Annotated in this window: 10 protein-coding genes; 5 read left to right on the top strand and 5 right to left on the bottom strand. The window is 75.4% G+C overall.

All coding sequences use genetic code 11. From position 1 onward, the window contains the following. Nucleotides 1-440: 440 nt before the first annotated feature. Nucleotides 441-1,958 carry a CehA/McbA family metallohydrolase gene (locus HOY81_RS22980; RefSeq protein WP_237322557.1) on the bottom strand — a complete coding sequence of 506 codons (1,518 nt, stop codon included), beginning with the start codon at nt 1,956-1,958 and terminating at the stop codon, nt 441-443. A gap of 136 nt (nt 1,959-2,094) precedes the next feature. Further along, on the bottom strand, nt 2,095-2,436 hold the full coding sequence (locus tag HOY81_RS22975) for a hypothetical protein (protein ID WP_237322555.1): 342 nt from the start codon (nt 2,434-2,436) through the stop codon (nt 2,095-2,097). 131 nt (nt 2,437-2,567) lie between these two features. On the opposite strand from HOY81_RS22975, the gene HOY81_RS22970 reads away from it, so the two are divergent. The 3 genes from HOY81_RS22970 to HOY81_RS22960 all read left to right on the top strand — a co-directional run bounded on the left by HOY81_RS22970 (nt 2,568) and on the right by HOY81_RS22960 (nt 7,265). Beyond that, nucleotides 2,568-3,398: an LLM class F420-dependent oxidoreductase gene (locus HOY81_RS22970; protein ID WP_237322554.1), complete on the top strand. Its 831-nt coding sequence runs from the start codon at nt 2,568-2,570 to the stop codon at nt 3,396-3,398. 69 nt (nt 3,399-3,467) lie between these two features. Beyond that, on the top strand, nt 3,468-6,059 hold the full coding sequence (locus HOY81_RS22965) for a bifunctional FO biosynthesis protein CofGH (protein WP_237322552.1): 2,592 nt from the start codon (nt 3,468-3,470) through the stop codon (nt 6,057-6,059). 87 nt (nt 6,060-6,146) lie between these two features. Further along, entirely contained in the window at nt 6,147-7,265 is a 1,119-nt protein-coding gene (locus HOY81_RS22960; protein WP_237322550.1) for an ADP-ribosylglycohydrolase family protein, read from the top strand. A 178-nt stretch (nt 7,266-7,443) separates the two neighbouring features. Here HOY81_RS22960 and HOY81_RS22955 read toward each other — a convergent pair whose 3' ends face one another. The 3 genes from HOY81_RS22955 to HOY81_RS22945 all read right to left on the bottom strand — a co-directional run bounded on the left by HOY81_RS22955 (nt 7,444) and on the right by HOY81_RS22945 (nt 9,692). Then, entirely contained in the window at nt 7,444-7,659 is a 216-nt protein-coding gene (locus tag HOY81_RS22955; protein ID WP_237322548.1) for a DUF397 domain-containing protein, read from the bottom strand. Nucleotides 7,660-7,867: 208 nt separating this feature from the next. Continuing rightward, nucleotides 7,868-8,728, bottom strand: a complete 861-nt coding sequence (locus HOY81_RS22950) for a helix-turn-helix transcriptional regulator (RefSeq protein ID WP_237322546.1) — start codon at nt 8,726-8,728, stop codon at nt 7,868-7,870. Between the two features lie 175 nt (nt 8,729-8,903). Next, nucleotides 8,904-9,692, bottom strand: coding sequence for a GPP34 family phosphoprotein (locus HOY81_RS22945; RefSeq protein WP_237322545.1), 789 nt, complete (start codon nt 9,690-9,692; stop codon nt 8,904-8,906). Nucleotides 9,693-9,889: 197 nt separating this feature from the next. On the opposite strand from HOY81_RS22945, the gene HOY81_RS22940 reads away from it, so the two are divergent. After that, nucleotides 9,890-12,688, top strand: a complete 2,799-nt coding sequence (locus tag HOY81_RS22940; RefSeq protein ID WP_237322543.1) for a serine hydrolase — start codon at nt 9,890-9,892, stop codon at nt 12,686-12,688. Between the two features lie 182 nt (nt 12,689-12,870). Continuing rightward, nucleotides 12,871-14,826, top strand: coding sequence for an MFS transporter (locus tag HOY81_RS22935; protein ID WP_237322542.1), 1,956 nt, complete (start codon nt 12,871-12,873; stop codon nt 14,824-14,826). Nucleotides 14,827-14,984: the final 158 nt, after the last annotated feature.

The following is a 14,984-nucleotide window of genomic DNA, read 5'->3' as shown; positions in this document are numbered from 1 at the left end:
GTGACGGGCCCGCCCCGGCCGTCGCGGCGGCTGCACGGGGCCGGGGCGGGCCCCCGGCGGTCACCGGGACCCGGCGTCAGCAGTCGTCGCCGAGCTCCTGGTGCATCCGCGGCCGGTCGTCCCGGTCGCGGGTGCGGTGACAGGGGCGCCCGGCGGTCCGGCGCCGCGTGCCGTGGGGCACGCCCACGGCCTGCCCTGCGGCACGGGCGACCGGAGGCCCGGCGGGTGGCTCCGCCGGGCGGCCGCCGGGCCCGGGAAGATCCTTCCGCTGTCGCCGCGTCACCGCGATCACCCCACAGGGGTGCGTGGTGGTGCGCCCGCGTGCCGCAGGCGCACGGGCCGCGCCCACCGGAACCGGCGGAAGCCACACCGGGGTGCGCGCCCGGCGGCGCTGGTACCGGTCCGTGCGCGCGCCTCACGCGCCCCGTCAGGACTCCCGCTCAGTCGGGGCGGCGCCGTCCCGCGCCGAGCCACACCGGGTTGGTCATCGCCGCCATCGGCCCCGGCAGCCCGGAGGCCCCGCCGTCCGGCGCCGGGTGCCGGATCTCCGCCCGTACGTACGTCGCCGACGAGGCCGTCGTCCGCCAGGTCACCGTGCCCGTGCCGGACACCGGTCCGGCGTGCCTCTCCCCCTGGTCGGTGAGGAGCCGTGCCGTCCCGTCCGCCGGCGCGCCCGAGACCTCCAGCCGTACGGTCACGGGGTCCTCCGGGTCCCGCACCCGCAGCCGTTCGCCGATCCCGGCGTGTTCCCCGCGCGGCCCGGCCGCGGTCAGCCGCAGCGTCACGTCTGCCGACTCGGCGAGATAGCTGCGGCCCGCCCGGATGCCGTCCAGCAGGGCGTGCCGGGACAGGTCCTCGGCCAGCACCACGGTCTGCGGCAGCCCCACCCGCTGGGGTTCGCGGTGGGCATCGCTGTTCCCCGTCGCCGGCAGCCAGTCCTCGCCGGCGACCAGGGTGTTGTCCCAGGCGGCCAGCGAGAGTTCGTCGTCCGGCGTCCAGGGGCCGTTCCACACCTCCACCGCGTCCGCGCCCGCGAAGCCGAACTTCCACCGGCAGCCCACGAACGGGCAGTGCGGATGCGCCGGCACCACCAGCCCGTCCGCCCGGTGCACGGTGTGCACGAAGCGCTCGTACGCGTCGTCGCGCGCCCGGTAGCGCCAGTCCACGAAGGTGCCCGGGTCGGTGCCCAGCGCCAGGAAGTGCCCGTTGCGGGTGGTCACCTCCTCCCCGCAGAGGATCAGCAGGTCCTCGCCCCACAGCCCCTCCCAGGCGGCGTGCGCGGAGGTGGTGTTGTGCTCGGTGGTGGCCAGGAAGTCCAGCCCCGCCGCGCGGGCGGCGGCCGCCACCTGCGCCGGGGTGCGCCGCCCGTCGGAGTGCACGGTGTGCAGATGGCAGTCGCCCCGGTACCAGGCGCGTCCCCGGCCGCGCGCCCGCTGCGGCGGGTACACCGGAACCGGCGTCTCACCGGCCCGCCCGTACCGCAGGGTGACGGTGACCTCGTACTCCAGGCCCTGCGGGGCCACCGTGTACGGCCCCAGCACGACGTGCCAGGTGCCCCGCCGCACCGGCCCGGGCAGATAGCCGGGGGTGGCCCGCTCCGCGCCGACGGTGAACTCCGAGCGGAAACCGCCGGACCAGCCGCGGAAGCCGCGCCCGCCCAGCGCGGTGCCCCGCTCGTCGAAGAGGCCGATGTCCAGCGCGTTGCCCGGGGTCCCGGGCGGTACCTCCGGCCGGTCGTAGCGGTAGCTCACCGCGATCTCCCGCACGCCGTGCGGTACCTCCACCGGCAGGTAGACGTAGTCCGGCGCCCCGGCGGGCAGCCGGCCGCGTACCGTGCGGGTCTCCTCGCCGGACGCGGGGGCGCGGCCGCCCTCCCGCGCGCCGTCGCCCGCCGCATGCGCGAAGGTCACGGGGTCGAGCGTAAGCGCCGCGCCCCCGGCGGCGGACAGTCTCAGCATGGTGCGTCGTTCCACACGGGCCTCCCGTATGCCGATGCGATGGCGTCACCGTTGTACGGCCGGGCGGCGGCCGGGGAAAGAGCGGCCGGGCGGCGGCCGGGCGGCGGCCGGGGAAAGACCCGCGGAACGGCGGCCGTCAGTCCTCCTGCCGGCGGTGCTCCCGGCGGTGGATCAGCCAGGCGAGGCCCAGGCCCCCGGCCGTCACCGCGGCGACGGTGCTCCACACCTTCCAGCCCGGGCTGGAGGAGCCGTCGCTGCCGTGGCTGCCCGTCGAGGTGCTGCTCTTCCTCCCGGAACTGCCGCTCCGGCTGTCCGAGCGGCTGCCGCTGCTCCCGCCGGAGGAGCGGGCGGGCGCGGCGGCCTCCGCGGCCGTGACGGCGGTGCCGCCGTGCGCGGCCGCGGCCGACGCGTGGGCGACGGCGGCGGGCGACGCGCCGAGGAAGGCGACGAGCAGCAGGACGGCGGTGGCGAGGCGCATGGATTCCCCGGAGGATCGGTGGACAGTGGTTCCGGCCCGCACCGCGGTGGCCGGGCCGTGGCGGGACGCCGGCCGCGGCCGGCGTGCACCGGCGGGCACACGAGCGGAGACGACGAGAAGGGGGTCCGCGGATGCGGATCGCGGCGACCGTGATGCTGACCGACGAGACCATCGGGCCCGTGCGGCTGGCCCGGGAGCTGGAGGAGCGCGGCTTTGACGGGCTCTATCTGCCCGAACACACCCACATCCCGGCGAGCCGGGAGTCGCCGGGGCCCACCGGCGGCGAGCTGCCCCGCGCCTACCACCGGACCCTGGACCCGCTGGTCGCGCTCGGGGCCGCCGCGGCCGCCACCGAGCGGCTCCGGCTCGGCACCGGCGTCCTGCTCGTCGCGCAGCACGACCCGATCGTGCTGGCCAAGCAGATCGCCACCCTGGACGCCCTCTCCGGCGGCCGCTTCACGCTGGGCGCCGGACTCGGCTGGAACCGCGAGGAGGCGGAGGACCACGGCGTCGACTGGGGGGCGCGCCGTTCCGTGGTGCGCGACCGCATCGCCCTGATGCGTGCGTTGTGGGCGCCCGAACCGACCGCGTACGAGGGCCCGTACGGCTCCGTGCGGGCCAGCCACGCCCACCCCAAGCCCGCCCGTCCCGGCGGCCCGCGGCTGCTGCTGGGCGGGGCTCCCGGGCCGCGGCTCTTCGCGCATGTCGCGGCGTACGCGGACGGCTGGATGCCGGTCGGCGGCGGGGGCCTGACGCGTGCCCTGCCGGAGCTGCGGGCGGCGTGGGAGGCGGCCGGACGGGAGCCGGACGCCCTCCGGGTGGTGCCGAGTCAGGTGCGCCCGTCGCCCGGCAAGCTCGAACGGCTCGCGGAGCTGGGCGTCGAGGAGGTGGTGGTGGGTCTGCCCGCCGCCGGGGAGGCCGAGGTGCTGCACGCGCTGGACGACTGCGCCCCGTACCTGTGAGCCCCGACCCGCCCTACCGGTGAGTACGGCCCTCCGGGCAGCAGGACGGACGGCACGTAGGCTCGGGGCATGACCACGGATGCACCGCAGGGACCGACCGCCACCGCCATGCGCCGGGCGCTGAAGCGCGCGCGGGACGGCGTCGCGCTGGACGCCGCCGAGGCCGCCGTCCTGCTGCACGCCAGGGGGGAGGACCTGGCGGACCTCTCGGCCTCCGCCCGGCGGGTGCGGGACGCCGGGCTGTCGGCAGTGGGGCGGGACGGGATCCTCACCTACTCGCAGAGCGTCTTCATTCCACTCACCCGGCTCTGCCGGGACCGGTGTCACTACTGCACCTTCGTCACCGTGCCCGGCAGGCTGCGGCGTGACGGGCACGGCATGTTCCTCTCCCCGGACGAGGTGCTGGACATCGCCCGCCGCGGTGCTGCGGCCGGCTGCAAGGAGGCCCTGTTCACCCTGGGCGACCGGCCCGAGGACCGCTGGCCGGAGGCCCGCGAGTGGCTGGCCGCCGAAGGCTACGACGACACCCTCGCCTACGTCCGGGCCATGGCCATCCGGGTGCTGGAGGAGACCGGGCTGCTGCCGCACCTGAACCCCGGCGTGCTCTCCTGGACCGACTTCCAGCGGCTCAAGCCCGTCGCGCCCTCCATGGGAATGATGCTGGAGACCACCGCCGAACGCCTGTGGTCGGAGCCCGGCGGCCCGCACCACGGCTCGCCCGACAAGGAGCCGGCGGTCCGGCTGCGGGTGCTGGAGGACGCCGGCCGGTCCAACGTGCCGTTCACCACCGGGCTCCTCATCGGCATCGGCGAGACCCACGAGGAGCGCGCCGAGACGCTCTTCGCGCTGCGCCGCGTCCAGCGGGCCTACCACGGCATCCAGGAAGTCATCGTGCAGAACTTCCGCGCCAAGCCGGACACGGCGATGCGCGGCATGCCGGACGCGGAGCTGGAGGAGCTGGCCGCGACCATCGCCGTCGCCCGGCACGTGCTGGGCCCCGCCGCCCGTATCCAGGCGCCGCCGAACCTGGTGGACGGCGAGTACGCGATGATCATCGACGCCGGCATCGACGACTGGGGCGGCGTCTCCCCGGTCACCATCGACCACGTCAATCCCGAGCAGCCCTGGCCGCAGATCGAGCGGCTCGCCGCACACGCCCGCGCAGCCGGTTTCACGCTGCGGGAACGGCTGGCCGTCTACCCGGAGTTCGTCCGGCGCGGCGAACCCTGGCTCGACCCGCGGCTGCTGCCGCACGTCACCGCGCTCGCCGAACCGGAGACCGGACTCGCCCGCGAGGACGCCGAGATCACCGGACTGCCCTGGCAGGAGCCCGACGAGGGCTTCACCGCGAGCGGGCGCACCGACCTGCACCGCACCATCGACACCGAGGGCCGCACCGCCGACCGCCGCGACGACTTCGACGAGGTCTACGGGGACTGGGCCGACCTGCGGGAGCGCGCCGCCCCCGGCATGGCCCCCGAGCGCATCGAGGGAGACCTGCGCGGCGCCCTGGCCACCGCCGCCGACGACCCCACCCGGCTCACCGACGCGCAGGCGCTGGCCCTGCTGCACGCCGACGGCCCGGCGCTGGACGCGCTGTGCGGCATCGCCGACGCGCTGCGCCGGGACGTGTGCGGTGACGAGGTGACCTACGTCGTCACCCGGAACATCAACTTCACCAACGTCTGCTACACCGGCTGCCGCTTCTGCGCCTTCGCCCAGCGCCGCACCGACGCCGACGCCTACACCCTCTCCCTGGACCAGGTCGCCGACCGCGCCGCGCAGGCGTGGGACGTGGGCGCCGTCGAGGTGTGCATGCAGGGCGGCATCCACCCGGACCTGCCCGGCACCGCCTACTTCGACCTCGCCCGGGCGGTGCGGGACCGGGTCCCCGGCATGCACGTGCACGCCTTCTCCCCGATGGAGGTGGTCAACGGCGCCAGCCGCACCGGGATGTCCGTACGGGACTGGCTGACCGCCGCCAGGGAGGCCGGCCTCGGCTCCATCCCGGGCACCGCCGCGGAGATCCTGGACGACGAGGTGCGCTGGATCCTCACCAAGGGCAAGCTGCCCGCCGCCACCTGGGTCGACGTGGTGCGCACCGCGCACGAGGTGGGCCTGCCGTCCTCCTCCACCATGATGTACGGGCACGTGGACCAGCCGCGGCACTGGCTCGGCCACCTGCGGCTGCTGGCACGCATCCAGCAGGAGACCGGCGGCTTCACCGAGTTCGTCACCCTGCCCTTCATCCACACCAACGCGCCGGTCTATCTCGCGGGCATCGCCCGGCCCGGCCCCACCGACCGGGACAACCGCGCGGTCACCGCCATGGCCCGGCTGCTGCTCCATCCGCACCTCACCAACATCCAGACGAGCTGGGTGAAACTGGGCACGGAGGGCGCGGCCGAGATGCTCCGCTCCGGAGCCAACGACCTGGGCGGCACGCTGATGGAGGAGACCATCTCCCGCATGGCCGGCTCCTCCTACGGCTCCTACCGTTCGGTCCGCGACCTGGAGGCCATCGCGGAGGCCGCCGGGCGCCCCGCCCGGCCGCGCACCACCACCTACGGGCGGGTCCCCGAGGAGCGGGTGCAGGCCGCGCTGGACTCGGACGGACACCTGCCCGAACTGCTCCCTGTGGTGGACACCTCAGACCGTTAGAGTGCGGTCCGGAAGCGCTTCCGGACGCGTTTCCGGACGGGGACTTCAGGCTCGTACGGCCGGTGGGGGCCGTGAGGGAGGGGCGGAGTGACCGCTTCGGGCGGCGCGGCGATCTGGGGCCGCGCGGAGCAGCAGGACTTCCGCAGCCGGGTGCGCGGCTGCCTGCTCGGGGGCGCGATCGGCGACGCGCTGGGCGCGGGCGTCGAGTTCGACTCGCTGACCGCGATCCGGGACCAGCACGGCCCCGACGGCGTCACCGACTTCGTGCCCGCGTACGGGCGCCGCGGTGCCGTCACCGACGACACCCAGATGACCCTCTTCACCGTCGACGGGCTGATCCGCGCCCATGTGCGCCGCGACACCGGTGCCTGGCACCCGCCGACCGACGTGCACGCCGCCTACCGGCGCTGGGCCGCCACCCAGCGGGACTGGGGCCCGGACGAGCGGAAGAAGGAGGACGGCTGGCTGGCCCGCGAGGAGTGGCTCTACGCCCGTCGCGCCCCCGGCAACGCCTGCCTCACCGGGCTCGCGGACGACCGCATGGGCACCCTGGACCAGCCCAAGAACCCGGAGTCCAAGGGGTGCGGCACGGTGATGCGGTCCGCCCCCTTCGGTCTGCTGGTGGGCTGGGAGCCGCAACTCGTCTTCCAGCTCGCCGTGGAGTGCGCGGCCCAGACCCACGGGCATCCCACGGGCTGCCTGGCCGCGGGCGCCACCGCGGCCGTGGTGCACTCCGTGGCCCGCGGCGACTCCCTGGACCATGCGGTGCAGAAGGCGCTCGCCCAGCTCGCCTCCCGGCCCGGGCACGAGGAGACCACGGATGCGCTCAAGCGGGCCCTCGGCGCCGTGCGGCAGGGGATGCCGACGCCGGAACGGGTGGAGTCGCTGGGCGAGGGCTGGGTCGCGGAGGAGGCGCTGGCCATCGCCGTGTACTGCGCACTGGTCGCCGAGGACGTCCGGCACGGGCTGCTGCTCGCGGTGAACCACGGCGGGGACAGCGACTCCACGGGCGCGGTCTGCGGCAACCTGCTGGGCGCGCTGCACGGGGAGACGGCACTGCCGCCCGGCTGGGTCGCCGAGGTCGAGGGGCGGGGCACGATCCTGGAACTGGCCGACGACTTCGCCATGGAGATGACCCAGGGCCCCGCGCTGCACACGCCGGCCGTCTCCTCGCCCGCCTGGCTCGCCCGCTACCCGCGGGCCTGAACGGGGCCGCCGTCCGGAGCGTGGCCCGGTCCGCACCGGGCCCGGCCGGAGCCGCCGGGCCGGTTGCGCGGGCGCGCCCGGGCGCACGGGCTCCGGCCTGCCGCCGCGCAGAGCCGAGCCCCCTCGGCCGGGACGGCGGAACCAGTCGAGAGGGCTCCCGGTGTGCTCCTGCAGAGCGTCAGCGCGCGCCGGGGCCGTCCTCCGCGTCGCGCACGGCGGTCACGAAGCCCGTCCACGCCTCCGGTCCGAAGCGCAGCGCGGGGCCCTGCGGGACCTTGGAGTCCCGTACCGCGACCGCCCGCATGGTGGGTGACGCGACCTCCACACACGCGCCGTTGCCCGTCGAGTGGGTGGACTTGACCCACTCCGTGGTCATTCCCTGCTGCATAGCCATGTCTGCTCCGGTTGTTCCGATACGACCTTGTGGTGTCGCTTGTCGTGATGCCGGAGTGACGATACGCGCACCACGGCTCGCTGTCCGTGGTCGTTCACTCGACCGGATGGCATATTCCGAGCAGCTCTTCACACTGTGCGTAACAGGGGTGTAACCTGCGCGACTTCGTGCGTTCGCGCCTGGGTGCCGCGCTCCGTGCGGACGGGCGTCACTGGCGGGCGTAGTCCTTGGCCACGTCCTCCACGAACACCCGCGTCTGGTCCGGGTTCAGAGCCTGGGCCCGCAGGTGCTCGTACATGACGCTGTAGCTCTGCACGTCGTTCGGCTTCTCGAGATAGAGGTCGCTGGTCACGCCCTCCAGATAGACCACCGTCGAGTCCGAGGCGTCCGGGAACTCCAGGATCGCGTACTGCCCGTTGACGCCCGGGTGGGCGCCCATGTCGAACGGCATGACCTGCACCGTCACATGCGGCAGCCGGGACAGCTCCAGCAGGTGCTCGAGCTGCTCCACCATCGTCTGCGTCCCGCCCACCTGGCGGCGCAGCGCCGACTCGTCCAGCACCGCCCACAGCCGCAGCGGCTGCCGGGAGTCCGTGATCCGCTCCTGGCGGTGCATCCGCACCTGCACCCGCTTCTCCACGTCCGCCGCGGACGCCTCCGGCAGCGCCCCGGCCACCACCGCCTCCGCGTACGCCCGGGTCTGCAGCAGGCCGGGCACCACCTGCGGCTCGTAGACGCGCAGCGAGGCCGCGTCGGTCTCCAGCCCGATGTAGACGCTGTACGGGATGTCGCCGAAGGCGTGCCACCAGCCCTGCTGACGGGACTCCTTCGCCATCTGCATCAGCGAGTCCACGATGCGGCGGTCCTCGACCTCGTACACGCCGCACAGATCGCGCACATCGCGCTGGCTGATGCTGCGACGCCCGTTCTCCAGCCTGCTGATCTTCGACTGCGACACCAGCAGCCGGTCCGCCACCTCCTCCGCCGTCATGCCCTTGAGCTCGCGCAGCCTGCGCAGCTCCTGGCCCAGCCGGCGCCGACGGACGGTGGGATTGACGTTGGACGTCACCGGAACTGCACCTCCGCTGTCAAGTACGACTACTCAACAGCAGCCTGCCACCACTGTGCGCACTCGCGCTGGGAAACGGCGACAGAGGGTGCGTGTTCGAGCACACACCGGGTGCGGGACGGGTGCGCCACGAGCGCGGCCGTCCCGCACCCCGGTGTGCCGGTGCGGCTGCCCGCTAGCGTGCGCCGATCCGGGCCATGCCGGCCCGGGGTACCGCGTGGCGTGCCTGCTCCGGGACCTCCCGAGGCTGCCTGCCGGCCGCGTGCCCGGCCGGTGCGGCCCCGGGACGCGCCGGTCCGCCGCGGCCGCCCGTGCCGCCGCCCGAGCGGCGCGGCTGCGCCGCCACGCCGTTCTGCACGTCCATCACGGCGTGCGCGACCAGGCCGCCCATCGGGTCGTGCCGGATCAGATCCCGGAGGCGGGAGCGGCAGGACCGCCCCTCGTTCCCGGGATAGAGGTGCTTGCCGAGCCCGACCGCGTGGGCCAGCGCCGCCAGCGCGGCGGTCCGCGGGTCCGGCGGTACGCCGGTGCGGATGGCGCTGTCCAGCCGGGTCCTGATCTCCCGGCTGATCGCCGTCTCCGTCGCCTGGTAGCGCGTGGTCGGCAGCACCCCGCACATCTGGCCGTTGACGGCATGCACCATGCCGCACCGCTCCAGATGTGTGAGGTAGGTCTGGCGCAGCCCCAGCCGGGGCCCGCCGATCCAGTGGACCGCCCGCACGGGGCTGCCGCGCCTGCGCAACAGCTCGAGTGCGGAGTCCAGTGTCGGATCTCCTGTCGGCCGTGGCAGCACCACGGCGATACGATCCCCATCCGGGGCTATCCGTCCTGCCAGGGCCAGCTCGACGAGCTGCGCTCCGGCCAGGCCGAGGTCGAGCGACTGCGGCTGTGCCGTGGTACCCGTGGCCGGGTCCAGGGCCAGCAGCAGCAGCTCCTCCGGGATTGTTCTGCGGCTCCTGCCCATCCATGCCTCCCCGCGTGGATGCATGACAGGGTGACCCCTCTCACATTGGTCTGTCGAGAGTGCCTGACCGGAATGTATGGGAACCGTTAGGTATGTCGTTCTCGTCTGCTCGGAGGAACGGCAGCCACACGCGACCCACCGGGCGGGCGCGGAGCGGGTGCGCGGGACACTGTTGACTGGTACGTCGAGCGGCGAGCATGCAGGAGGCATCGGTGGCGGGCGAGTCCCCCGACAAGTCGGAGCAGGGGAGATCATCGGGGGAGACGCAGGAGGACACGCGCGCGGTTCCCTCCGGCATGGAAGACCCCCGCGCGGCACTGCGCGCGGACGCGGAGCGGCCCCGGGGCACGGCGGACGCCGACGAGGACACGGGTGACTCCGGCGCGGCGGACGGCCCCGAGGGGGCCGGCGCCCCGGGCGACGCCCGGCTGCGGGCAGCCGTCGCCGCCTGGGTGGCCGGCGACGCCCCGCCGGAGGGCGCCGAGCCCCCGGCCGGCGCCGCGGAGACGTCCGGGGACGCCGCCCGAGACCAGGACGCCTCCGACGCCGCCGAGGCCTCCGACGCCTCGGGGGAGAGCGGCGCCGCGAGCAGCGACCTGCCGGTCCGGCGCCGTCCGGAACCCGCAGCCGAGGACGACACCCCGGCCGGTGCGCCCGGGGGGCAGAAGCCCGGCGAGGGGCCGGACACGTCCACGACCCTGTTCGGCGTCGAACGCCCCGGGGAGCCCGGCGCCGGGGAGGGCGGCGAGGAGACCGCGCAGCGCCGCGCCGAGCGCATGACCAGCGCCTTCTTCGGCGCCTCCCGCACCGCCACCCCGAACCCCGCCTCCGGCGACCCGGACACCCCGGACGACGCCTCCCCGGAGACGCCGGAGACCCCGGACGGCGCCTCCCCGGAGACCCCGGAGACCCCGGAGGACGCCTCTCCGGGCGCTTCCGCCTCCGCCTCCGCCGAGTCGTCGGAGCCCGAGCCCGGGGGTGCGGAACCGTCTGCCGAGGGCGGCGCGGAGCCCTCTCCGGGCGCCTCCGGTCCTACCGGGGCGCCCGACGACGAGGAACCGTCCGGCCGGACGGGAGCGGCCTCGGGCGTGGACCAGGCCACGGCGGTCTTCCGCACCCCGAAGCCGGACGCGGCCGGTGCGGCCGGGGGTCGCTCCGGATCGGAGGACCCTGCCGAGCCCGGCGCCGGCTCCGGTACGTCGGACGAGGCGTCCCCGGGTGCCTCCGGTTCGGCCGAGTCGTCGGAGTCCGAGCCCGGGGGTGCGGAGCCGTCCGGTGGGACGGGTTCCGCGTCCGGCGTGGACCAGGCCACCGCGGTCTTCCGCGCCCCGAAGCCGGGCGCCGCGGAGCGCGGCGAGGCCGGTGGCGGCGACCAGCCGACCACCGCGATCCGGCTGCCCCGCGACCGGGACACGGCGGACACGCCGGACCGGGCGGAAGCGGCCGGCCCTGCCAGCCCGGGCGCGGCGGCCTCCGCGGACACGGACGCCGCCCCCTCGACGAGCCGCTTCGTCCCGCTGCAGTCGGCGGACGACGCCCCGCGGCACCCGGCCGGCAGCCGCTCCACGACCCGCGCGGGCGGAACCGCCTCCGGGGCAGCGGCCTCCCGCACCGGGCAGTCCTCCGCGGACGCCCCAGCGCCCGCGGACGCCCCGGACCCCGCGGACGCGGACCCCCCGCTGGAGCCCACCGCCCAGCAGCCCGTCCCGGACCCGCCGCCGCTGGACCTCCTGGCGCAGCTCACCAACAAGCCCGCTCCCCCCGAGACCCCGCTGCGCACCGTCGTACGGCGGGTCAAGATCTGGACGCCGCTGGTCCTGCTCCTCGTTCTGGTGTTCGCGGCCGCACAGATGCTGCGCCCGCTGCCGGACCCGTCCCTGGAGCTGACCGCGGCCGCGAGCCACTCCTTCGAGGGCGAGCAGCCGTCGCTGCCCTGGCCCACCGAGGGGCAGGCCGTGGTGGAGGTCTCCGGCCTCGGCAGGCTGGGCTCGTCCGGCGAGCCGGAGGCGGTGCCGATCGGCAGCGTGGCCAAGACCATGACCGCGTATGTCGTCCTGCGCGACCACCCGTTGAAGAAGGGCGAGAGCGGTCCCCGGATCACCGTCGACCAGCGTGCCGAGGAGGAGGGCAAGCGCGGCGAGGGCAACGGCAACGAGTCCGTGCTCGACACCGTGCAGGCGGGCGACAAGCTCTCGCTGAAGGACGCGCTCTCCGCCCTGATGGTCCCGTCCGCGAACAACATCGCCCGGCTGCTGGCACGCTGGCACAGCGACTCGGAGGAGGCGTTCGTCGAGGAGATGAACGCCACCGCCGAGGAGCTCGGCATGACGAACACCACCTACACCGACCCCAGCGGTCTGGAGGAGAGCACCGTCAGCACCGCCGCCGACCAGGTGAAGCTCGGCAAGAAGGCGATGGAGATCCCGGCGCTGGTGGACATCACCGTGCTGCCGCAGTGGACGGACCCGTCGGGCAGGAAGTGGCGGAACTGGAACACTCTGGTGCCGTACGACGGCGCGATCGGCATCAAGACCGGCACCACCACGGCCGCGGGCGGCAATCTGCTCTTCGCCGGCCGGAAGAAGGTCGGCGGCACCACGCAACTGATCGTCGGCGCTGTCCTCGGCCAGCACAAGCCGCCCATCATCGACACCGTCAACGCCGTCAGCAGGGAGCTGCTCAAGGCCGCGGGCGAGGTGCTGACCGCCCGCACCGTGATCGAGAAGGGCCAGGTGGTCGGGGAGGTCGACGACGGGCTCGGCGGGCGTACGTCCGTCGTGGCCACCGAGGACGTCACGGCGGTCGGCTGGCCCGGCATGCGCACCCGGGTCTCCCTGGAGGAGGACGAGGACGGTGTCCCGCACGAGGCAACCGCCGGGGAGCGGGTCGGCGTCCTGACGGCCGGGGAGGGACCCGGTCAGGTACGGGTGCCGGTGGCCCTCGCAACGGACCTGGAGGAGCCGGGCTTCGGGGCCAGGCTGACCCGGGTCCTGTGACCGCAGGCCGGCCGGACCGGCGCGCCGGCGGAGACCGCGCGGCGGTCCGGCCGGGCAGCGGCCTGCAGCGGTCCACGGCGTCCCACGGCGGGCCGGGCGCCCCGCGACGGCGCCTGCGGCGCGCCGGTAGCCTGACGCGACGCACGGCAGCCCGGGCGAGACACGGGGGAGATGAATCCACGGTGACCACGCTGGAGCCTCCGCATGTACGGACGGCGAAGGAGGACGAGGATGACGACGGGATAGCGCCGGACGGCCCTGACTCCCGCGGCGGGCCCCGCGGCGGATCCCGCACGGGCGCCCGGCGGGTGGCCCTGCCACGGCAGCGTGCGCGGTCGCCGCAGCCGCCCGTCCCGTCCCGCCTCCCGTCCCGCTGGTGGGACCCGCGGCACCCGGTCGCCGCCTCGATGCTGCTGGGGTCCGTGCTGCACCTGCTGTGGCTGTGGCTGATCGCCAACGGCGGCGGTGACCTGGCCGCGCAGGACGCCTGGGCGGAGTTCGTCGGCCGGCACCCGGGGTCGGCGTACAACCTCGCCTGGTACGGCGGCATGCACCCCGTCTCGTACAGCGTGATCTCGCCGTACCTGATGGCGGTCGTCGGCGTGCGGCCGGTGCTGATCCTCTCCGGGGTGCTCTCCTCGGGCGTGCTCGCGCTGCTGCTGGTGCGCTCCCGCGCGGTGCGTCGCCCGATGGCGCCGGCGCTGTGGGGCGCCTTCGCCTTCGCCGGCAACGCCGCCTCGGGGCGGGTCACCTTCGCGCTCGGCACCCTCTTCGCGCTGCTCGCCGTGGCCGCCCTGTGGGCCTGGCCCGCGCGCTGGCGCCGGCGCCGGGTGCTGCGCGGCCTGGCGGCCGCGCTGCTCTCCGCGCTGGCGACCGCGGGCAGCCCGGTGGCCGCGCTCTTCCTGGAGGTGGTGGCCGCGGCGCTCTTCCTGAACCGGCGCCGCGCCGCCGCCCTGGCGATCGGGGTGCCGCCGCCGGTCGTGGTGGGGGCGAGCGCGCTGCTCTTCCCGTTCACCGGGGTGCAGCCGATGCCCTGGGTCTCGGTCTTCTTCCCGCTGGTCGCCTCGGCCGGCATACGGATCGTGGCGCCGCGGGAGTGGCGCACGGTCCGGCGCAGTGCCGAGATCTACTCCCTGGGCATCGTGCTGAGCTGGGTGATCCCCTCTCAGGTGGGCTCCAACGCGGAGCGGATGGCGCTGCTCTTCGGCGGGGTGGTGCTGCTGGCGCTGCTCCCGGTCTGCCGTACCGGTGCACGGGTCTGGCGCGGGCGCCGGGTGGCGGTGACGCTGGTCGCCTTCGTCTTCATCGCGGGGTTCCAGATAGGGAAGCCCGTGTACGACGTCGTGCACACCACTCCCGAGGCGGCCTGGGCGCACGACCTGGCGCCGTTGCTGAACCAGCTCCAGAAGGCCGACGCGGACCGCGGCCGGGTCGAGGTGGTGCCGGTGCGCAGCCACCGCGAGGCCTCCGCGCTGGCGCCGTACGTCAATCTGGCACGCGGCTGGAACCGGCAGGCCGACACCGACCGCAACCCGCTCTTCTACGAGGACGGCGAGCTGACCCCGCGCAGCTACCACGACTGGCTGCGCCGCTGGGCGGTGCGCCATGTGGTGCTCTCCACCTCCGACACCCCGGATGTGGCGGCCCGCGAGGAGGCACGGATCGTGCGCTCGGGGCAGCCCTATCTGCGGCTGATCTGGTCGGACGACAACTGGGAGCTCTACCGTGTGACGGACCCGGTGCCGCTGGCCGGGCCGCCCGCGGAGAGTTCCCGTGCCGAGGCGGGCGGCGTGACCGTACGCGTGGGGAGGCCCGGCGAGGTGCTGGTGCGGGTGCCGTGGTCGCCGTGGCTGGGGCTGGTCGACGCGGAGGGCGAGCGGATCGCTCCCCCGGACGGCCCGGCGGAGCAGGGTGACGGCTGTCTGCGCAAGGCGGAGCCCTGGCCGGCGGCGCCCCCGCCCGCGGCCGGTGCGGAGCCGGGCGAGGCGCCGGAGGAGCAGCACGCGGACGGGGACGAGCCGGAGCTGACCGACCGGTGGACGGTGCTGGAGGCGCCGCGCGCGGGCACCTACCGGATCGCCGCGCCGTACCGGCTGCCGCGGGGCACGCCGTGCCCGGAGGGGGACGGCACCGACTGACCTGCCGCCCGGGGCGGTGCCACGGGGCACGGCCCCCGCCCGCGCGTCCCGGGCCCGCGTCCCGCGCCCCGTGTCGTGCTTCCCGGGCCTCCCGCGTCCCGGGGCCGTGCCCCGCGCCCTCGCGCAGCCGCGCTGCCCCCGTCCCGCGGCCCTGCGGC

It is taken from the genome of Streptomyces sp. JJ36 (assembly GCF_021696945.1).
Taxonomy (GTDB): Bacteria; Actinomycetota; Actinomycetes; order Streptomycetales; family Streptomycetaceae; genus Streptomyces.
The sequence above is the reverse complement of the archived record's forward strand: the minus strand, read 5'-3'. Positions and strand labels throughout refer to the sequence as shown.

What these genes read in the sequence shown, in the direction of transcription:
- HOY81_RS22955 (WP_237322548.1), bottom strand. Translation starts at nt 7,659, where the DNA reads ATGGCTATGCAGCAGGGAATGACCACGGAGTGGGTCAAGTCCACCCAC.
- HOY81_RS22940 (WP_237322543.1), top strand. Translation starts at nt 9,890, where the DNA reads ATGCAGGAGGCATCGGTGGCGGGCGAGTCCCCCGACAAGTCGGAGCAG.
- HOY81_RS22965 (WP_237322552.1), top strand. Translation starts at nt 3,468, where the DNA reads ATGACCACGGATGCACCGCAGGGACCGACCGCCACCGCCATGCGCCGG.
- HOY81_RS22975 (WP_237322555.1), bottom strand. Translation starts at nt 2,436, where the DNA reads ATGCGCCTCGCCACCGCCGTCCTGCTGCTCGTCGCCTTCCTCGGCGCG.
- HOY81_RS22945 (WP_237322545.1), bottom strand. Translation starts at nt 9,692, where the DNA reads ATGGGCAGGAGCCGCAGAACAATCCCGGAGGAGCTGCTGCTGCTGGCC.
- HOY81_RS22970 (WP_237322554.1), top strand. Translation starts at nt 2,568, where the DNA reads ATGCGGATCGCGGCGACCGTGATGCTGACCGACGAGACCATCGGGCCC.
- HOY81_RS22980 (WP_237322557.1), bottom strand. Translation starts at nt 1,958, where the DNA reads ATGCTGAGACTGTCCGCCGCCGGGGGCGCGGCGCTTACGCTCGACCCC.